General features: G+C 71.3%; 5 protein-coding genes. All 5 read left to right on the top strand.

Annotation, left to right across the window (positions count from 1 at the left end; all coding sequences use genetic code 11):
• Nucleotides 1–14 precede the first annotated feature (14 nt).
• From ACTWP6_RS07905 to ACTWP6_RS07885, 5 genes are read left to right on the top strand one after another with little or no spacing between them, the layout of a single operon-like run.
• Complete coding sequence (locus tag ACTWP6_RS07905; protein WP_443187306.1) at nt 15–1,745, top strand: AMP-binding protein; 1,731 nt, start codon at nt 15–17, stop codon at nt 1,743–1,745.
• Complete coding sequence (locus ACTWP6_RS07900) at nt 1,742–6,514, top strand: SDR family NAD(P)-dependent oxidoreductase (RefSeq protein WP_443187305.1); 4,773 nt, start codon at nt 1,742–1,744, stop codon at nt 6,512–6,514. Before ACTWP6_RS07905 ends, ACTWP6_RS07900 begins: the two co-directional genes overlap by 4 nt.
• A 5-nt stretch (nt 6,515–6,519) precedes the next feature.
• Complete coding sequence (locus ACTWP6_RS07895) at nt 6,520–11,958, top strand: type I polyketide synthase (protein ID WP_443187304.1); 5,439 nt, start codon at nt 6,520–6,522, stop codon at nt 11,956–11,958.
• Complete coding sequence (locus ACTWP6_RS07890; protein WP_443187303.1) at nt 11,958–17,351, top strand: type I polyketide synthase; 5,394 nt, start codon at nt 11,958–11,960, stop codon at nt 17,349–17,351. Before ACTWP6_RS07895 ends, ACTWP6_RS07890 begins: the two co-directional genes overlap by 1 nt.
• On the top strand, nt 17,348–21,799 hold the full coding sequence (locus ACTWP6_RS07885) for a type I polyketide synthase (RefSeq protein ID WP_443187302.1): 4,452 nt from the start codon (nt 17,348–17,350) through the stop codon (nt 21,797–21,799). Before ACTWP6_RS07890 ends, ACTWP6_RS07885 begins: the two co-directional genes overlap by 4 nt.
• Nucleotides 21,800–21,805: the final 6 nt, after the last annotated feature.

Genomic DNA, 21,805 nt, shown 5'->3' with positions numbered 1-21,805 from the left:
AAAGGATGTAGGAGATGGCGTTGTCTGAAGCCACGATCCCAGCGGTCCTCGCCGACCGCGCGCAGCAGCAGCCCGACGACATCGCGTACACCTTCGTCGACTACGAAGTTGACCCGGCAGGTGTCTCCGAAAGCCTGACATGGTCGGAGGTGCACGAGCGCGCGCTGATCGTCGCCGAGAAGCTGGCCAAGCTCGGTTCGCCGGGGGACAGGGCGGTCATCCTGGCTCCGCAGAGCCTGGAGTACATCATCGGATTCCTCGGCGCGATCGCGGCCGGGTTCATCGCGGTGCCGCTGTCGATGCCGCAGACCCGCCACCACGACGAGCGCGTGACGGGCGCCATGAAGGACTCCACCCCGGTGGTGGTGTTGACCACCTCGGCGGTGGTCGACGAGGTCCGCAAGTACGGCCAGGCCGACCCGAAGCAGCGGCCGCCGAAGTTCCTCGAGGTCGACACGTTGGACTTCGACTCTGCGGCCAAGGCGGCCCCGCCGGCCGCGTTGCCCAAGACGGCCTATTTGCAGTACACGTCCGGCTCCACCCGGCAGCCCGCCGGCGTGGTGGTCACCCACAAGAACGTGCTGGCCAATCTTGAGCAGCTGCTCGCCGACTACTACGAGGCCTATCCCGACGGAGTGCCGGCGGACACCACGATCGTGTCGTGGCTGCCCTTCTACCACGACATGGGGCTGATCGTCGGAGTGTTCATCCCGATGATGCTGGGCCGCCCGGCGGTGCTGATGAGCCCGGTGGCCTTCATGCAGAGACCGGCCCGCTGGATGCAGCAGCTGGGTTCGCACCCCAGCGTGTTCACCGCCGCGCCGAACTTCGCGTTCGAGCTCGCCGTGAAGCGCACCAAGGACGAGGACCTCGCCGGTAAGGACCTCAGCTCCGTCGTGGTCATGATCAACGGCGCCGAGCGCGTGCACGGCGCGACGGTGCGGCGATTCAACGAGCGCTTCGCCGCATTCGGCCTGCCCGGCTCGGCGATGCGGCCGTCCTACGGCCTGGCCGAGGCCACCGTGTACGTGGTGGCGTCCGCGGGCGGCCGACCGCCGACCGCGGTGCGCTTCGACTTTGAGAAGCTCGCCGCCGGGCACGCCGAGCGCTGCGACGATGAGAACGGCGCCGAACTGATCGGATGCGGTGTGCCGCGGTCGACGACGGTGCGCGTGGTCGATCCCGACGCCCAGACCGAGAACCCCGCCGGCAAGATCGGCGAGGTCTGGCTGCACGGCGAGCACGTGGCGGCCGGCTACTGGCACAACCCGAAGCTGAGCGAGCTGTTCGCCGCGCAGCTCGCCGAGCCGAGCACCGGTACCCCCAAGGGCCCGTGGTTGCGCACCGGCGACCTCGGCGTGATGTTCGACGATGAGCTGTACATCATCGGGCGCATCAAGGACCTGCTGATCGTCGACGGGCGCAACCACTACCCGGACGACATCGAGGCCACCGTCGCCGAGTTCACCGGCGGCCGGGTCGCGGCGATCTCGGTGCCGGACGAGGCCACCGAGAAGCTGGTGGTGATCGCGGAGCTGAAGAAGCAGCTCGACGAATCGGTGCTGGAGTCCGTCAAGCAGCAGGTGACATCGGCGATCTCGATGACGCACAGCGTTCGGCTGTCCGACTTCGCATTGGTGGCGCCGGGTTCACTGCCGCTGACCACCAGCGGGAAGGTGCGCCGCGCGTCCTGCGTCGAGCTGTACCGCTCCGAGAAGTTCAGCCGTCTGGACGCCACTACATGACGTCTGCCTTCGACGAGGCTGCTGTACGTCGCTGGTTGATCGACTATTTGGTCACGAACAACGGTTGCAGTCTCGAGCACATCGAACGCGGTGCCTCGATGCACGATCTCGGGGTGGGGTCCCGCGATGCGGTGGTGCTCACCGGTGTCCTCTCCGAATTCCTGGGCCGCACCGTGTCCCCGGTCGACTTCTGGCAGTACCCGACGGTGGACGCGCTCGCCAAGTTCCTGACCGGCGGTGAGGTCGAGCCCGTCGACCCGGGCCGCGGAACGGACCGCCCGGCGTCGATGAACGAGCCGATCGCGGTGATCGGGCTGGGGTTGCGGCTGCCCGGCGGTGACGACGTCGACGGCAACATCGCCGGCCCCGACGCGTACTGGCGGTTCCTGATGGAGGGCCGCTCATCGGTGCGGGAGGTGCCGGAGGACCGCTGGTCGTGGTTCGACGACGGCACCCCCGAGGGCGCCGCCGCGCTGGCCGGCACCACCCGGTGGGGTGCGTTCCTGCGGGATCTGGACGCCTTCGACGCCGAGTTCTTCGAGATCATCCCCCGTGAGGCGACCCGGATGGACCCGCAGCAGCGGCTGCTGCTCGAGGTCACCCACGAGGCGCTGGAACACGCCGGTATCGCGGCCGATGCGCTGGCCGAGACGGCCACCGGTGTCTTCGCCGGGGCGAGCGCCGCCGATTACGCCCAGCTCGGGTCGACGGACCTGAGCGGCATCGACGCCTGGTACAGCACCGGCGGGGCGTTGAGCATCATCGCCAACCGGGTGTCGTACTACTTCGATCTGCGCGGCCCGTCGGTCACGGTGGACACCGCATGTTCGTCGGCTCTGGTGGCGATCCACCTGGCCTGCCAGAGCCTGCGCTCGGGCGACTCGGAACTGGCGCTGGCCGCCGGGGTGAACCTGCTGCTGTCCCCGGCGCCGACCCGCAGCTTCGACCAGGCCGAGGCGATGTCGCCGACGGGTCAGTGTCACGCGTTCGACGCCGCCGCCGACGGTTTCGTGCGCGGCGAGGGCTGCGGGGTGGCGGTGCTCAAGCGGCTGTCCGACGCGCTGCGCGACGGCGACCGCGTGCTCGCGGTCATCCGCGGATCGGCGATCAACCAGGACGGTCGCTCCAACGGGCTGATGGCGCCGAACCCGTCGGCGCAGATGGCGGTGCTGCGCGCCGCCTACGCGGCGGCCGGAGTGGATCCCCGCGAGGTCGACTACGTGGAGGCGCACGGCACCGGCACGCTGCTGGGGGATCCGATCGAGGCCCGGGCGCTGGGCACCGTGCTGGGCAAGGGACGTCCAGCCGACGCGCCGTTGCTGCTGGGGGCGGTGAAGTCGAACTTGGGCCATTTGGAGGCCGCGGCGGGTATCGCCGGGTTCGCCAAGGCGGTGCTGGCGTTGCAGCACCACAGGATTCCGGCCAACCTGGGCTACCAGCAGCCCAACCCGCACATCCCGTTCGAGAAGTTGCGACTGAAGGTCGTCGCCGAGCACACCGAGTGGGCCGCGGCGGGGCGGCCGCGGCGGGCGGGGATCTCGTCGTTCGGGTTCGGCGGCACCAACGCCCACGTCGTGATCGAGCAGCCGCCGGTGCTGCCGCCGGCGCCCGCCGACGAGCCGGAAGCCGTCACGACGCTGGTGGTGTCGGGCAAGACCCCGGAGCGGATCGCGTCACAGGCCGCGATGCTGGCCGAGTGGATGGCCGGCGAGGGCGCCGACGTGCCGGTGGCCGAGGTCGCGCACACGCTCAACCATCACCGCACCCAGCACGCCAAGTTCGCCACGGTGGCCGCACGCGACCGCGACCAGGCCATCGGCGGCCTGCTGGCGCTGGCAGCGGGCCAGTCGGCGCCCGGCGTCGTCGGTGCGGCCGACGGGAATCCGAAGCCGGGCACGGTGTTCGTGTATTCCGGGCAGGGTTCGCAGTGGCCGGGTATGGCCCGCGGGCTGTTGGCCGAGGAACCGGCCTTCGCTTCGGCTCTGGCCGAGATCGAACCGGTCTTCGTCGAGCAGGTGGGCTTCTCGCTGCACGACATCATCGCCAACGGGGACACCGTCAGCGGCGACGCGCAGGTACAGCCGGTGCTGATGGGGCTGCAGCTGGCCCTGACCGAGCTGTGGCGCTCCTATGGCGTGCATCCCGACGCGGTCATCGGCCATTCCATGGGTGAGGTCACCGCCGCCGTCGTGGCCGGCGCGCTGAGCCTTTCGGACGGACTGAAGGTGATCGCCGCCCGTTCGTCGATCATGTCCCGGCTGGCCGGCCAAGGCGCCGTCGCCCTGCTGAACCTGGCCGCCGACGAGGCCGCGGCGCGCATCGCCGCGCATCCCAGCGTCGAGATCGCCGGGTACCTGTCGCCGCGCCAGACCGTGGTGGCCGGCCTGCCCGACCAGGTCGACGCCGTCATCGCCGCCGTCACCGCCCAGAACACGTTCGCCCGCCGCGTCAACATGGTGGTCGCGTCGCACACCGCGCTGATGGACCCGGTGCTGCCCGAGATCCGGGAGGCGCTGGCCGGCATCGAGCCCAACATCCCGGCACTGCCGTTCCTGTCGACGGTCACCGAGGCGGGGGATGCGCCGACGCTGGACGCGGACTACTGGGTGGCCAACGTGCGCCGACCGGTCAAGTTCAGCCAGGCCATCGAGGCCGCCGCCGCCGGCCACGGGACGTTCATCGAGATCAGCCCGCACTCGACGCTGGGGCAGGCGATCGCCGACACGTTGGCCGACGTTCCGGATCACCGCACGATCGGCACGCTGGCCCGCGACACCGACGACGCGGTGACGTTCCGCGCGAACGTGAACGCCACCCACACGTCGCGGCCCCCGCACACCGCCCATCGCGCCGAACCGCACGTCGTGCTGCCCACGACACCGTGGCTGCGCGGCCGGCACTGGGTGGACGTGCGTCCGCTGCGCCGCGGCGGTGCGGCGCGTGGCGGTGCGTTGCCGGCGGACAGCGCGGTGCCGCCGGAGTGGTTCTGCGAACTCACCTGGCCGGCCAAAGTTCTTGCCGCACAACCTGATTCCGCATCCGCCGGGGACGCAAGCTGGGTGGTCGTCGGCGACGACGCGCTGGCCTCTGAGATGGGCCGGCTGCTCGGCCGTCCCGTCGCCACCGGCGACGGCACCGACCTCGCCGGTGCCACGCACGTGGTGTATGCGCCGACGGGCGGGGACGAGCTGGGCTACGACATCTTCGAGACCGGCCGCACGATCGCGTCGACCGCGACGACCGCGGCCGGTTCGGGGGCGGCTCCGCAGTTGTTCCTGTTGACGCGCAACGCCCAGCCGGTCGAGGTGGGGGACCGCGCCAACCCCGCCCAGGCCGTGCTGTGGGGTCTGGGCCGCACGCTGGCGCTGGAGCACCCCGAGATCTGGGGCGGGGCCATCGACATCGACGAGTCGGTGCCCGCCGTGGTCGCGGCGAGGTGGGTGCTGGCCGAGGCGCACGCCGATGACGGGGAGGACCAGGTGGTCTACCGGGCCGGCACCCGTCGGGTGGCCCGGCTGATGCACGCGCTGCCTCCGGCCTCGGCCGGCGCCGAGACCCTCGACGCCGACGGCGCACATCTGGTGATCGGCGCGACCGGCAACATCGGTCCCGGCCTGATCGAGCAGCTCGTCGCGATGGGCGCGAAGACCGTCGTCGCGGTGTCGCGCAACCCGGGCAACCGGCTCGACGAGCTGACCGCGCGGCTGGCCGAATCGGGCGCCACGCTGGTCACCGCCGCCGCAGACGCCTCGGACGAGACGTCGCTGCGCGCGGTGTTCGACCGGTTCGGCGCCGACCTGCCGCCGCTCAAGGGCATCTACCTCGCGGCGATGAGCGGCGGTCCGGTCACGCTGGCCGAGATGAGCCGCGACGACGTCGTGGCGATGTTCCGGCCCAAGATGGACGCCGTCGCCCTGCTGCACAAGCTCTCGCTCGGGCATCCGGTTGAGCAGTTCGTGCTGTTCTCGTCGATCTCCGGTGTGCTCGGGTCGCGCTGGCTGGCCCACTACGCGGCCACGACGACGTTCCTGGACACGTTCGCGTTCGCCCGCCGCGCCGCCGGTCTGCCGGCGTGCGCGATCAACTGGGGCCTGTGGAAGTCGCTGGCCGACGTGCAGACCGGGTTCGAGCGGCAGGCCACCGCCGAGTCCGGGCTGGAACCGATGGACGACGCGGTGGCGATCACCGCGTTGCGTTCCTTCGTGGGACCGCAGGCGCCGGCCCGCGCGACCGTGGTGGCCGCGGACTGGCCGCGGCTGGCCGCCGCTTATCACACCCGGGCGCAGCTGCACATTCTCGACGACCTGCTCGCCGAGGAGACCTCTGCGAGCCAGGTTTTGCTGGCAGGGGACACCCGATTTCGCCAGGAGCTGAAAGAGTGTGAGCCGCAGCGGCGCCTGGAGTTGCTCACCGACCACGTGTTGGCGCAGGTCGCGGCCGCAATGGGCCTTGCCTCGACCCACACGCTGGACCCGACGGTCGGGTTCTTCCAGTTCGGAATGGATTCGCTGATGAGCGTAACGTTGCAGCGTTCGCTGAGCGAGAGCCTAGGTGAGGCGCTGCCCGCGTCCGTGGTCTTCGACTATCCGACCGTCGAAGCGCTCACCGATTATCTGGCAACGGTGCTTCCTGAGATAATCGAGACCGCCGGTACCGAGGGTGGGGACCACGCCAATGACGGCGTGGGAGGCGAAGGGGTCGATGAGGACGCCTACGACGACCTTGCCGAGGACGAACTGCTGGCGAGACTTTCGGAAAGATTGAGTTGAGTGGAATGACCCAAGCGTCCTCAAAGCCGTCCGCGTCACCTGATCGCCGCGCGATCATCACCGAGGCCCTGCGCAAGATCGACGACCTGACCGCGCGGCTGGCGGCGGCGGAGAAGACCGAGACCGAACCGATCGCCGTGGTCGGCATCGGCTGCCGGCTGCCCGGCGGCGTCGACAACGCCGACGACTTCTGGAAGTTGTTGTGCGACGGCGAGAGTGGCGTCATTCGGGTGCCCGCCGACCGGTGGGATGCCGACGAGTTCTACTCGCCGGACTACAGCGTGCCGGGCACGATCGTCAACCGCGAGGGCGGCTTCCTGACGTCGTGGCAGCCGGATGAGTTCGACGCCGAGTTCTTCTCGATCGCACCGCGCGAGGCCGCGGCGATGGATCCGCAGCAGCGCCTGCTCCTCGAGCTCGCGTGGGAGGCGCTGGAGGACGCCGGCATCAATCCGCGCACGCTGCGCGGGTCATCGACCGGTGTGTTCATCGGGATGACCACCAACGACTACTACCACTCGATCGTCGGCAAGCTGGCGCCCGAGGACATCGACCCCTACATCCCGTTCGGCAACGCCCCGAACTTTGCTGCGGGCCGGCTGTCGTATTTCCTCGGGGTGCGCGGCCCAGCGGTGGTGAGCGACACCGCGTGCTCGTCGTCGCTGGTGTCGATCCATCTGGCGTGCCAGAGTCTGCGCCGCGGTGAGAGCGACCACGCGCTGGCCGCCGGGGTGAACCTGATTCTGTCCCCGGAGAACAACATCGCCTGCTCGCGCTGGGGCATGCTGGCACCGGACGGCAAGTGCAAGACGTTCGACGCCGACGCCGACGGTTACGTCCGCAGCGAGGGCGCCGGGGTGGTGGTGCTCAAGCGCCTCACCGATGCGCTGCGCGACGGGGACCGGGTGCTGGCCGTGGTCCGCGGATCCGCCGTCAACCAGGATGGTGCGAGCAGCGGCCAGACCGTGCCCAACGGCCCCGCCCAGCAGGAACTGATGCGCAAGGCGCTGCAGACCTCCCGGCTGGAGCCGTCGGACATCGACTACGTCGAGGCACACGGCACCGGCACCTCACTGGGCGACCCGATCGAACTCGACGCACTGGCGGCCGTGTACGGCGACCGCAAGGACTCGGCGCCGCTGGTGCTCGGCTCGGTGAAGACCAACCTCGGCCATCTGGAGTCGGCGGCCGGCGTCACCGGGTTCATCAAGACCGTGCTGAGCGTGCACCATGGCTCCATCCCCAAGCAGCTGCACTTCAACACGCTGACCCCGCAGGCCGGTGAGGGCGCGCAGAAATTCCGGATCGCGTCGGAGCACCTCCAGTGGCCTGCCCTGCAGCGCCCGCGCCGCGCCGCGGTGTCGTCGTTCGGCGTCAGCGGCACCAACGCCCACATAGTGATCGAGCAGGCCCCGGAGGTCGCCGAACCGGTTGCCGCGCAACCGGAACCGTCCGTGAGCACGCTGGTCGTCACCGGTAAGACGCCGGCCCGTGTCGCGTCGCTGGCCGGACGGCTGGCCGACTGGCTGCAGTCACCGGAGTCCGCCGGGATCGGTCTGGCCGACGTCGCGGCCACCGTGAATCACCGCCGTGCCCAGCACGCCAGGTTCGCCACCGTCACCGCCGCCGACCGCGACCAGGCCGTCGCCGGGCTGCGCGCGCTGGCCGAGGGCTACCCGGCCCCCGGCGTGGTGCCGGTCCACGACGGCCCGTGCGGTTCGGGGACGGTGTTCGTCTACTCCGGGCAGGGATCGCAGTGGGCCGGCATGGGCCGGCGGCTGCTCGCCGAGGAGCCGGCGTTCGCCGCCGCCGTCGACGAACTGGAGCCCGATTTCGCCGCCCAGGCCGGGTTCTCGCTGCGCGACGTGCTGACCAGCGGTGAGACCGTGGTCGGCATCGACCGCATCCAGCCGGTGCTGGTCGGGGTGCAGCTGGCGCTGACCAAGCTGTGGCAGTCCTACGGCGTCACGCCCGACGCGGTGATCGGCCATTCGATGGGAGAGGTCACCGCCGCGGTGGTGTCCGGCGCGCTGCGCCCGGCCGACGGCCTGAAGGTGATCGCGACCCGGTCGCGGCTGATGAAGCGGCTGTCGGGACAGGGGGCGATGGCGCTGCTCGAGCTCGACGCCCAGGCCGCCGAGAAGCTGATCGCCGGATACTCCGGCCTGACCGTGGCGGTGTACGCCTCGCCGAACCAGACCGTGATCGCGGGCCCGCCCGACCAGGTCGATGCCGCGATCGCCGAGGTCGACAAGCTCGACAAGCTGGCCCGCCGCGTGGAGGTCGACGTCGCGTCGCACCACCCGATCATCGACCCGATCCTTGACGACCTGCGCGCCGAGCTGGCCGATCTGCAGCCCAGGCAGCCCAGCATCCCGGTGATCGTCACCACCGACGAACGCCCGACCGACGGCAGCAACGTGTTCGACGCCGGGCACTGGGTGGCCAACCTGCGCAACCCGGTGCGGTTCGCCCGCGCGGTGGCCACCGCCGGCGCCGACAAGGCCGTGTTCGTCGAGGTGAGCCCGCACCCGCTGCTCAGCCATGCGATCAAGGACACGCTCGCGGGCACGCACCACCACAGCATCGCCACGCTGCAGCGTGACACCAACGACACGGTCACCTTCCACACCAACCTCAACGCCACCCACACGGTGCGCCCACCGAAGACACCGCAGCGCGCGACCCGCGTGCAGCTTCCGACCACCCCGTGGCACCACGCCCATCACTGGATTCACACCGCTGCCGCGGAATCGGTGCGGCACAAGCACAACGGAGCCGACGTCGCGCCGGCCGAGGGGGAACAGCACGCGTGGCTCCACCGGCTGAGCTGGCCGGTTCGTGACCTGCCCGCCGGCGGGCCCGACGTCGGGTGGCTGGTGCTGGCCGACGACGCCGACACCGACCTGGCCGACCTGCTGGGTGCGGGCTCGCGGACGCTGCCGTTGTCGGTGCTCGACGACGCGGACGCCGTGCGGGCGGCGCTGCCCGGCGTCGAGCACGTCGTGTACGCACCGCCGGTCGCGGCGCGGCGCTTCGACGCCGCGCCGAGCTATACGACATTCCACCAGTTGCGCCGGCTCGTGGTCGCGTTGTCCGAAACGGCCGAAGCACCAAGACTTTTCGTCGTGACCCGGAATGCCCAGCCGGTTGCCGACGGCGAGCGGGCGAACCCGGCGCACGCCGTGCTGTGGGGGCAGGGCCGCACTCTGGCCCTGGAGCACCCGGAGTTCTGGGGCGGCCTCATCGACGTCGACGAGGCCCTGCCGGCCGAGCTGCTCGCGCAGTATTTGCGCGCCGAGGCCACGGCGCTGTCGTCGACCGACTCCGACCGCGACGATCAGGCTGTCTACCGCGGCGCGGAGCGTCGTGTTCCGCGACTGGTCCCGCACCCGCTGCCGGCCGTGTCGCTGACCCGACTGGAGAGCGGCACCAGCCATCTGGTCGTCGGCGCCACCGGCAACGTGGGGCCGTACCTGATCCGTCAGCTCGCCGACATGGGCGCCTCGACGGTGGTGGCGGTGTCCCGTCGGGGCGGGTCGCAGCTCGCCGAGCTGGCCGAGGAGCTGTCCGCCCGCGGGACCACGCTGGTCGAGGTCGCCGCCGACGCGTCCGACGAGTCGTCGATGGCCGCGGTGTTCGACCGCTTCGGCGCGGACCTTCCCCCGCTGGACGGCGTGTACCTGGCTTCGCTGGCCGGTGGTGAGGCGCTGCTGGCCGACATGACCGACGACGACCTGCGCCCGATGTTCGCGGCGAAGGTCGACGCCGCGGCGGTGCTGCACAAACTGTCGCTGCGCACCCCGGTGCGCCGCTTCGTGCTGTTCTCCTCGATCACGGGCCTGCTGGGGTCGCGGGCGGTCGGCCACTACACGGCGGCCAACGCGTTCGCCGACGCCTTCGCCCATGCGCGGCGGGCCCTCGGGCTGCCGGCGACCGTCGTCGACTGGGGCTTGTGGAAGTCGTGGTCGGACGCCCAGCCCCAGATGAAGGCCGCCGGGCTGGAACCGATGCCCAACGACGTGGCGATCAAGATGCTGCCCGCGGTGCTCAGCCCGGACGCCGCGGTGCAGACCGTGGTGGCCGGCGCCGACTGGGCGCGGCTGGCCGACGCGTACCGGATGCGCGCCTCGGTGAAGGTGCTCGACCACCTGGTGTCCGGGCCGGGCGACGACGCCGACCTCAGCGCCGTGGCGGCGCCCGCCTGGGGCACCGTGCTCGGCGAGCCGGTCGAGGGCACCTCGCATGACCGCCTGTGGCGCGCCAGGGTTCTGCCCGGCCAGCGCTCGTACCCGGTCGCGCACCGTGTCCGCGGTGTCGAGGTGGTGCCGGTTTCGGTTCTGCTGCAGACGCTTTCGGCCGCAGCGGCGCAGCTCGCGGGCCCAGGCTCAAGTGGCGGTCCGACCGTCGCGGTCGGCGATGTGCGGTTCGAGTACCCGATCGTCGCCGATCAGCCCAAGGTCATCCACGTGGTGGCCGACGGCAACGCGCTGACGGTGTGGTCCAGCGCGGGGCCCGACAGCCCGGAACAGCGCTGGACCCGGCACGCGAGTGCCGAGCTGGCCGACGCGCCGGCCGGACAGCTGCGCGGTGACCAGGGCGCGAGCGGCACGGCGTTCGATGACGCGGCGATCGCCGAGATGCAGAGCGCACTGGGCGTGGAGGGGCAGCCGTTCGAGTGGACGGTCTCGGACTGCACCGCCACCCCCGCCGGGGCGCGCGCCGACGTCACGCTGCCCGACCGGACCGAATCGCCGGCGGCCGCCCTGGTGGACGCCGCGGTGCACGTGGCCCGCCTGGCCGACGCCGACACCGCGCAGCTGCTGCTGCCCGCCGGCGCCGAGACTCTCGCGGTCGCCGCATCGGTGGGCACCAACGGCGTCGTCGAGGCTTACCGGCGCTCCGGTGATGGAGACACTCTGGTGGTCGACGTCGCGGTCAGGAGCGCCGACGGCACCGTGTGGGTGGACATCCGCGGCCTGTCGTACACCCCGGTGGAGTCCGCACCCGCCCCGGCGGCCGGCGAGCACGACGCGGGCGCAGCCGAATTCGTCGACTGGTCGGCCATGAACCGGCAGCAGACCATCGCCGAACTGCGCACCAGGCTGCGCTCCATCCTGGCGCGCGAGCTCGGGATGCCGGAGAACGCGGTCGATGTCGACATGCCGTTCCCGGAGCTGGGCCTGGACTCGATGATGGCGATGAACCTGCTGCGCGACGCCAAGGCACTGGTCCGCGTGGATCTGTCGGCGACGATGCTGTGGAACCACCCGTCGATCTCGCAGATGTCGGACTTCGTCGCCGACCTGCTCGCACCGCTTCAGAGCGCGGCCGACGAACCCGAACCCGAAGAACCCGAGGACGATCCAGACTCGTTCAGCGTGCTTGACGAGCTGTTCTCTTCCGTCGAGTCGGCGAACGCCGGCAGTGAGGGATCCATCTGATGAAGACCACGTTCGACCGGATCGCGGCTATGTCGGCCGAACAGCGCGGCAAGCTGGCCGAGCAGTTCGAGAAGGCCTCCCGGGTGGCCGGGGCGGAGCCGATCGCGGTGGTCGGTATCGGCTGCCGGTTCCCCGGCGGCGTGACCGGCCCCGACAGCTACTGGGAGCTGCTGGAGAACGGTGTGGACGCCGTCACCGAGGTGCCGAAGGACCGGTGGGACGGCGACGCGTTCTACGACCCGGACCCGATGGCGCCGGGCCGCATGCCCACCAAGTGGGGCGCCTACCTCGACGACGTTGCCGGTTTCGACGCCGAGTTCTTCGGCATCACGCCCCGCGAGGCTGCCGCGATGGACCCGCAGCAGCGGGTGCTGCTCGAAGTGGCCTGGGAGGCGCTGGAGAACGCCGGCCTGGCGCCGGACACCCTCGGCGAGACGCGCACCGCCGTGATGATGGGCGTCTACTACACCGAGTATCAGAACTCGTCGGCGGGCAACCCGGACACCATCGACGCGTACTCGGCGACGGGCAACGCGCACAGCGTCACCGTCGGCCGGATCGCCTACCTGCTGGGGCTCAAGGGCCCCGCCGTAGCGGTCGACACCGCGTGCTCGTCGTCGCTGGTGTCGATCCACCTGGCCTGCCAGAGCCTGCGGATGCGGGAGAGCGACCTGGCGCTGGCCGGTGGGGTCAGCCTGAATCTGCGTCCGGAAACCCAACTGGCCCTTGCCAAGTGGGGCATGCTGTCCCCGCACGGCAAGTGCCACGCCTTCGATTCGCGTGCCGACGGCTTCGTCCGCGGAGAAGGCGCCGGCGTGGTCGTGCTCAAGCGGCTGACCGACGCGGTGCGTGACGGTGACCGTGTGGTCGGTGTGGTGCGCGGTTCGGCGGTCAACCAGGACGGCCGCTCCAACGGCCTGACCGCGCCGAACGCCCCGTCGCAGCGCGACGTGATCACCCGGGCGCTGAAATCCGCCGACGTGACCGCCGCGTCCGTGAACTACATCGAAACCCACGGCACCGGAACGGGTCTGGGCGATCCGATCGAGTTCGACGCGCTGGCCGCGGTGTACGGCAAGGGCGATGTGCCGTGCGCGCTCGGCGCCGTCAAGACCAATATGGGCCACCTCGAGGCGGCCGCCGGCGTGGCCGGCTTCATCAAGACCGTGCTGACGCTGCAGCACGGCAAGATCGCGCCGAACCTGAACTTCGAGAAGTGGAACCCCCAGATCGACCCGAAGCCGACGCGGCTGTTCGTGCCGACGGAAGCGGGGGAGTGGCCCAAGAGCGAGCATCCCCGCCGCGCCGCGGTGTCCTCGTTCGGCATGGGCGGGACCAACGCCCACATCGTGCTGGAGCAGGGCCCCGAGCCGGTCCCGGCCGCCGACGCGGCGCAAGGCGTGGTCACGCTGGTGGTCTCCGGCAAGACTCCCGCCCGGCTGGCCGCCTCCGCCGGATCGCTGGCCGACTGGCTGGAGGGGGACGGCGCGACCGCGCCGCTGGTCGACGTCGCCTACACCGTCAACCACCACCGCAGCCGCCACCAGACCATCGCCACCGTGTGCGCCCGGACCCACGCCGAGGCGGTCACCGGCCTGCGCGCGCTGGCCGACGGGCGCCCCGCGCCGGGCGTGATCGGCGCCCACGACGCCCGCAGCGGCGCGGGCAAGGGCGTGGTGTTCCTGTACTCCGGTCAGGGCGCGCAGTGGGCCGGCATGGGCAAGGCCCTGCTGGCCGAGGAGCCCGCGTTCGCCAAGGCCGTCGACGAACTCGAACCGGCGTTCGTCGACAAGGTCGGGTTCTCGCTGCGCCAGACGCTGGAGACCGGTGAGCCGGTCGTCGGCATCGACCGCATCCAGCCCGTTCTGGTCGGAATGCAGCTGGCGCTGACCGAGTTGTGGCGGTCCTACGGTGTGGAACCCGACGCGGTGATCGGCCACTCGATGGGTGAGGCCACCGCCGCGGTGGTCGCCGGGGTGCTCACCCCGGCCGAGGGTTTCGACGTCATCGCCACCCGGACCCGGCTGATGAAGCGGTTGTCCGGGCAGGGCGCGATGGCGCTGCTCGAGCTCGACGCCCAGGCCACCGAGAAGCTGATCGCCGACCGGCCCGACGTGACGATCGCGGTGTACGCTTCGCCGAAGCAGACGGTCATCGCCGGCCCGCCCGAGCAGGTCGACGAACTCGTCGCCGCGGTCGACGCGCAGGGCAAGCTGGCCCGGCGCGTCGAGGTGGACGTCGCATCCCACCATCCGACGATCGACCCGGTGCTGCCCGAACTGCGGGAGGCGCTGGCCTACCTGAAGCCCGCGGCGCCGAAGATCCCGCTGGTCTCCACCGTCGCGTACACCGGTGCCGCGCCGATGTACTCGGCCGACTATTGGGCGGCCAACCTGCGCAACCCGGTGCGGTTCTCCCAGGCCGTGCACGAGGCCAGCGCCGACCACAGCAACTTCATCGAGATCAGCCCGCATCCGCTGCTGACGCATGCGATTTCGGACACCCTCGCCGCGCAGTCCACCAGCCGCAAGTACCACGTGGGGGCGACCGTGAACCGGGACCAGCCCGAGACGCTGGCCTTCCACGCGCAGCTGGCCGCGGTGCGTCCGCCGGCGGTGAAGGAGCCCGAGGGCGCCACCGGCGCGCTGGTGGACGTGCCGCCGACCGCGTGGCAGCATTCGCCGTACTGGATGGCGGATCGCTCTGCGACGCAGGGCTTCTCGGGTGCGCACCCGCTGCTGGGGTTGCACGTGGAGCTGCCGGCGGGCTCCGGTCATGTGTGGCAGTCCGACGTGGGTCTGCAGGCACATCCCTGGCTGGCCGACCACATCGTGCACGGGCTGGCGGTGATGCCGGGCGCCGGTTTCGCCGAGATCGCGCTGGCCGCCGGACGCGAGGCGCTGGGCCTGCCGGCGACCGGGGTCGAGGTGGCCGTCGAGGTCGAGCAGATGCTGCCGCTCGACGAGCACACCAGGCTAACCACCCAGCTCGCCGGAGGTGAGGACGGCGCGCTGCGCGTCGAGATCCACTCGCGTTCCGATGCGGGCACCTGGACCCGGCACGCGGTGGGCTCGGTGAAAGCCGCCCAAGACGACGCGGTCCCGGCCAAGGTGGTGCCCGCCGCCGACGGCACGCCGGTGTCGCCGTCGGAGTTCTACGCCGCGGTGCGCCGCACCGGCGCCCACCACGCGCACGCGTTCGCCGCGCTGACCCGCATCGTGCGGTCGTCCGGCAAGGCCGACACCGAGATCGTGCTGCCCGACGAGGCCACCCCGCACCGCGGCATCGCGTTGCATCCGGTGATGCTCGACGCGGCGCTGCAGGGCCTGGCCGCCGCGATGAGCGACGAGACCCTGTCGGAATCCACCGATGTCACCTACCTGCCGGTCGGTTTCGGGTCGATCCGGGTGTACGGGCAGATCGGCAGGCGGGCCACGTGCCGCGCCGAACTGGTCGGCGTGGTCGAGGACAGCGGCGACGCGATGGGCCGCGTCACCCTCACCGACGACACCGGTACCGTGCTGGCCCAGGTCAACGACGTGCACCTGAAGCGCATCCAGCGCCGCACCGTGCCACTTCCGTTGTCGCAGAAGATCTTCGACTCGCGCTGGGTCGAATCTCCGGCCCCGGCCGGCAGCCCGGTCAGCGGAAGCTGGCTGGCGCTGGCCGACGGCGAGGCCGGGAAGGCCGGCGCACAGGAGTTCGCGAGCCGGTTCGGCGCCGACACCCGCCGGGTGATCACCGCCGACCTCGGCGACGAAGCCGCGGTGCGTGAGGCGTTCGCGACCGCGACGGCCGATCCCGACCTCCCGCCCGCCGGGGTGGTCGTGTTCACGACGAACCCGGCCTTCGACGGCGGCGACGCCGCCGGCGGCCTGGAGCACGCCCGGGACGTGATCTGGGGTGTGGCGGGCACCGTGCGCGCGATCGTCGGCAGCTGGCACGGCAAGGCGCCGCGGCTGTGGCTGGTGACCCAAGGCGGTTTGGTCGTCTCCGACGACGAAGGCGGCCAGGGCAATCCGGGCGCGAACAGCCTCAAGGGCCTGGCCCGGGTGCTGGCCTACGAGCATCCGGACCTCAAGACCACGCTGCTCGACACGGGCGGCGACGACGCGGCGCTGGTCACCGAGATCGAAACGAACGGCGCAGACGATGTGATCGCCTGGCGCGGCGGCACCCGGTTCGTCGAGCGGCTCTCCCGCGCCAGCCTGCCCGCCACCCCGGGACAGCTCGTGGTGCGCTCCGACGGTGCCTACGTCGTCACCGGCGCGCTCGGCGGTGTCGGCATGTCCGTGGTGCGCTGGCTCGTCGACAACGGCGCCGGCCGGCTGGTGCTCAACGGCCGCAGCGGGCCGTCCGACGAGGTGCAGTCGGCGCTCGACGAACTGTCGGGGCGCGCCGAGATCGTCGTCGTCACCGGAGACATCGCCGTCCCGGGCGTCGCCGAGCGGCTGGTCGCCGCCGCCGAAGAGACCGGAAAGCCGCTGCGCGGCGTGATCCACTCGGCCGCCGTGCTGGAGGACGAGATCTTCGTCGGCCTCACCCGCGAGAGCCTGGACAAGATCTGGGCCCCGAAGGCGGCCGGTGCGCTGCGCCTGCACGAGGTCACCGCCGACAAGGACCTCGACTGGTGGGTGGGCTTCTCCTCGATCGTGTCGCTGCTGGGATCTCCCGGCCAGGCCGCGTACGCGTGCGCGAACGCATGGCTGGACGGGCTGGTCGCGTGGCGCCGTGCGGCGGGGCTGCCGGGGATCGCGATCAACTGGGGCCAGTGGGCCGACGTGGGTCTGGCCAGCACGCTGCGGTTCTCGGTGCTCGACCCGATCACCCCGGCCGAGGGCGTCGACGCGCTCGGCGGCGTGATGGCCGCCGGCTTCTCGCGGGTGGGCATCGCCCGGCTGCGGCTGGACCGCGCCGCGGCGGCGTTCCCGGAGATCCACCAGATCGGCTTCTTCGCCGACCTGGTGGGTGAGCTGCAGACCGACGACGTCGACGAGGACTGGGGCGGCGCCGAGGCGCTCAAGGCGCTGGACGCCGCCGAGGTCAACCGGGTCGTGGTGGCGCGGCTGCGTCGCCGTATCTCGGCGATCATGGGCTACTCCGACGACAGCGCGGTCGACGTCGCGCAGCCGCTGACCGAGCTGGGTCTGGATTCGCTGATGGCGGTCCGGATGCGCAACACCATCCGCGGCGACTTCGGCGTGGAGCCGCCGGTGGCTCTGCTGCTGCAGGGCGCTACGCTGTCCGATCTCGCGCTCGATCTGATCCGTCAGCTCGGGCTCGAGGAGCAGGAGTCTGCCGAGCGCCCGAACGCCCTGCGCGAACGGGCACAACAGCGGGCCGCAGCGCGGCAACGAGCCGCATCGCGGCGGAAAGTGGGACCACGATCGTGACCAGCGGTGCCTTGAACAACGCCGACGAACATGACCGAGAGTTGCCTGACAATGCGATCGCGGTCATCGGCATGGCCGGCAAGTTCCCGGGCGCGGGGTCGGTGTCGGAGTTCTGGCGCAACCTGCGGGGCGGAGTCGAGTCGATCGTCGACCTCTCCGAGGACGAGCTGCTCGCCAACGGTGTGACCGAGAAGGCGCTGTCCAACCGCGGCTACGTGCGGCGGGCCGGGCTGATGCCGGGTATCGAGGAGTTCGATGCCGACTTCTTCGGCTTCACGCCGTACGCGGCGCGGATGCTCGATCCGCAGCACCGGCTGTTCCTGCAGGCGGTGTTCCACGCGCTGGAAGACGCCGGCTACGACCCGAAGGAGCTGGAGTCCACCGTCGGCGTGTTCGGCACCAGCAGCTCGAGCGGCTACCTGCTGCACAACCTGATGTCGAACTTCGACCCGATGATGGTGATCGGGCAGGGCGCCAGCTTCGAGATGGTCAACCTGTCGCTGCAGAACGACAAGGACCACCTGGCCACCCGGGTGGCCCACCAGTTCGACTTCCGCGGCCCGGCGCTGTCGGTGGCCACGGCGTGTTCGTCGTCGCTGGTGGCGGTGCACCTGGCCTGTCAGTCCATCCTCAACGGCGAGTGCGACATCGCGCTGGCCGGCGGTTCCTCGCTGCGCATCCCGCACCACGTCGGTTACTGGTACGAGCAGGGCGCGATGGTCTCGCCGACCGGACAGTGCCGCCCGTTCGACGTGCGGTCCGACGGCACGATCTTCGCCAGCGGCGTCGGTGTGGTGGTGCTCAAGGCCCTGGCCGACGCCGTCGAGGACGGCGACCACATCCACGCGGTGATCCGCGGTTCGGCGCTGAACAACGACGGTTCGACCAAGATGACCTACGCCGCGCCGAACGCGCTGGGCCAGGCCGAGGTCATCGCCGAGGCGCACGCGATCGCCGGGGTGGACGCGTCGACGATCACCTACGTGGAGACCCACGGCACGGGCACCCCGCTGGGTGACCCGATCGAGATCGAGGGGCTGCGCCAGGCGTTCGATCTGGCCGAGGAAACCCGTAGCGCGCCTTGCTATCTGGGCTCGGTGAAGTCCAACATCGGCCACCTGGAGACCGCCGCGGGCATCGCGGGCCTGATCAAGGCGATCCTGTGCCTGGAGCACAAGGCGATCCCGGCCACGCTGCACTACACCAGTCCGAACCCCGAGTTGCACATCGACCGCGGACCGTTCCGCATCCGCAGCCAGGACGGGCCGTGGGAATCCGACGGCATCCGCCGCGCGGGTGTGAGCTCGTTCGGTGTCGGCGGCACCAACGCCCACGTCATCCTCGAAGAGGCGCCGTACACCCCGGCGCCGGCGCCCGCGCCGTCCCGGCCGCAGGTGCTGGTGCTGTCGGCGCGCACCGAAGAGGCCCTCGACCAGTCGCGGGCGGCGCTGGCGGCTCACCTTGCCGCGTCGGACGAGGCCGGTGACGAGGTCAGCCTGCCCGACGCCGCGTACACGCTGAACCGCCGGCGCAAGGAGCCGCTGCGGCTCGCCGCCGTGGTGCACGATGCGGCCGATGCCGCGACGGTGCTGTCGGCCTCTCACGCAGACGGGGCGACCGACAACGTGTTCGTCGGCCAGGCGGTGTCCGACGCCGACGGCTCGGCTGAGCGGGTCGCGTTCCTGTTCCCGGGGCAGGGCGCCCAGCACGTCGGCATGGCCCGCGGGCTGTACGACAGCGAGCCGGTGTTCGCCCGCCACTTCGACGAGTGCGCGAGCGCGTTCAGCGACGAGATGGGTTACGACCTGCGCGCCGAGATCTTCGACGGGGTGGGCCGCAACCTGGAGCACACCGACCGGGCCCAGCCGGCGCTGTTCACCGTCGAGTACGCGCTGGCCAGGCTGGTGCAGTCCTACGGTGTCGAACCGGCGATCATGGCCGGGCACAGCATCGGCGAGTACCCGGCGGCCACCATCGCCGGCGTGTTCGACCTCGACACCGCGGTCAAGGTGGTGTCCAAGCGCGCCAAGCTGATGCACGCCGCCCCGCGCGGGGTGATGGTCGCGGTGCCGCTGAGCCCTGCGGCGGTCGCCGAACACCTGACGCCGGACGTCGACGTCGCGACAATCAACGATCCGGGCAGCTGCGTGGTGGCCGGCAGCGAGGACGCGATCCGGACCTTCCAGGCCGCGCTGGCCGAGAAGGGCGTCGCGGCCCGGCGGGTGCGCACCTCGCACGCGTTCCACTCCCGGCTGATGGATCCCGTCGTCGCCGAGTTCGGCGCCTTCCTGTCCGGGGTGACGCTGCGCGAACCCCAGATCCCGTTGCTGTCCAACATCACCGGGACCACGATGACGGCGGCCGAGGCCACCAACCCGGCGACGTGGGCCCGCCAGATCCGGGCCACCGTCCGCTTCGCCGACGAGCTCGACGCGCTGCTGACCGCGCCGGACCGCGTGCTGGTCGAGGTGGGCCCCGGCGGCACGCTGACGTCGTCGGCCGGGCGCCACCCGAAGTGGGGTGAGCGCCACCGCGCCGTGCGGCTGATGCGGCACCAGGCGCAGAACCGCAACGACCACGACACGTTCCTGCTCGCGCTGGGCCAGCTGTGGGCGGCCGACGTCGAGGTGGACTTCGACCAGGGCACCGAGGCACAGCACACGCTGGTCACGCTTCCCGGTTATCCGTTCGCCAAGCAGCGTCACTGGGTGGAGCACAACGCCAACGCCGCGTGGCTGGCCGGCGGAGCCGGCGGCAACGGGATGGCCGCCGCGGCGGCCTCGGCCGGTGCGGCCCCCGCGGCGGCCGGCGGCGGGTCGACGGTGGAAGCCAAGCTGCAACGCATCTGGGGGCAGTGCCTGGGCCTGTCGAACATCGACCGCAACGCGAACTTCTTCGAGATCGGCGGCGACTCGCTGATCGCGATCAGCGTCGCGATGACCGCGGGCCACGAGGGCCTGGACCTGACGCCGCAGGATCTCTACGAGAACCAGACGGTGTCGTCGCTGGCCAAGGTGCTCACCGCGCGCTACGCCGAGGGCGGCCTGGCCCGCCAGACGCTCGACGATGCGGTGCACCCGCCGGTCCCGCCGAACGTGGCGTACTTCCTCGAGCACGGCCTGCGCGACATCGGACGCTGGCGCATCCCGGTGATCCTCGGGCTGCGCCCCGATGTCGGCGAGGACGACGTACGCGCGGTGCTGACCGCGGTCACCGACGCCCACGACGCGCTGCGCGTACACCTGGTGGAGCGGGCCGGCACCTGGGATCAGCGCATCGCCGAGCCCGCCGAGTTCACCGAGCTGGTTTCCCGGCAGCTGCCCGACGGGGTGGCCCAGGGCAGCCCGCAGGAGCGGGAGGCGGTGCTGGCGTTCCTCGACGAGCAGGTGCGCGAGCACCAGGTGGTGGTGCCGCTGACCGCGACGTTCATCCGCGGCGCGGCCGGCAGTGCGTCGTATCTGGCGCTGAGCCTGCACGGCATCGCCGGCGATGACGTATCGCGCGACGTGCTGCTCACCGACATCTTCACCGCGTTCAGCCAGCGGATGGCCGGCGAGGAGATCGCGCTGGCGCCCGTCCCGGCGTCGTGGCGGGAATGGTCGCAGCGCTGCGCGGGGCTGGCCAGCCATCCGGCGGTGCTCGACAGCCGCGACTACTGGTTCGAGACCGCGCGCAGGTCCACGCTCAGCGTGGCCGGGCCGGAACCGGGTGAGCGTCCCGGCGCCGACGACGTGGCCCGGATGTCGACCGCGCTGTCGGCGACCGAGACCGGCGAGATCGACGACGCCCGGCGGCGGTTGCGCCTCCCGGTCGAGGAGATCCTGCTGGCCGCCCTCGGCCGCGCGGTCGCCGCGACGGTAGGGGAGGGCGCGGTGACCGTCGATCTCGGCGGCCGCGGCCGCTCGGTGCTCAAGCCGGACGTCGATCTGCAGCGCACGGTGGGTTGGTTCACCACCGTCCACCCGGTGGTGTTGTCGGCGTCCACGCACAGTTCGGCCACCCAGTCCCTCGACGAGGTGCGGGAGACGCTCAAGGCGGTTCCGCACTACGGCATCGGCTACGGCCTGCTGCGCTACCTGTACGCGCCGACCGCGCGCGTGCTGGGTGCCGGCCGTCCCGCCGACATCCTGTTCTCGCATGTCGGCACCATCCCGGACGTGCCGGCCGAGCAGCCCGACGACGCCCCGGTGCGGTTCGACTCGGACACGGCCATGCCGATCCGCGACGCGCTGCCCGGGCTCGGGCACGCGCTGGAGCTGCGGGTCTACCGCACCGGCGGAGTGCTGCACCTGGATTGGTGGTATGACAGCCGCCGGCTCGGGCCCACCGATGTGGAATCCTTTGCCCGGCAGTACTCGACGGCGCTCCTGGAGGTCACCCGGGATGCGCTCGCCGAGGAGGACAGCGACGCGGCCGGCGACGAGCTGGCGCTGGTCGATCTGTCGTGAGCGGTT

Origin of the sequence: Mycobacterium sp. 4D054 (genome assembly GCF_052245755.1) — a bacterium.
GTDB lineage: Bacteria > Actinomycetota > Actinomycetes > Mycobacteriales > Mycobacteriaceae > Mycobacterium.
The sequence above is the reverse complement of the archived record's forward strand: the minus strand, read 5'-3'. Positions and strand labels throughout refer to the sequence as shown.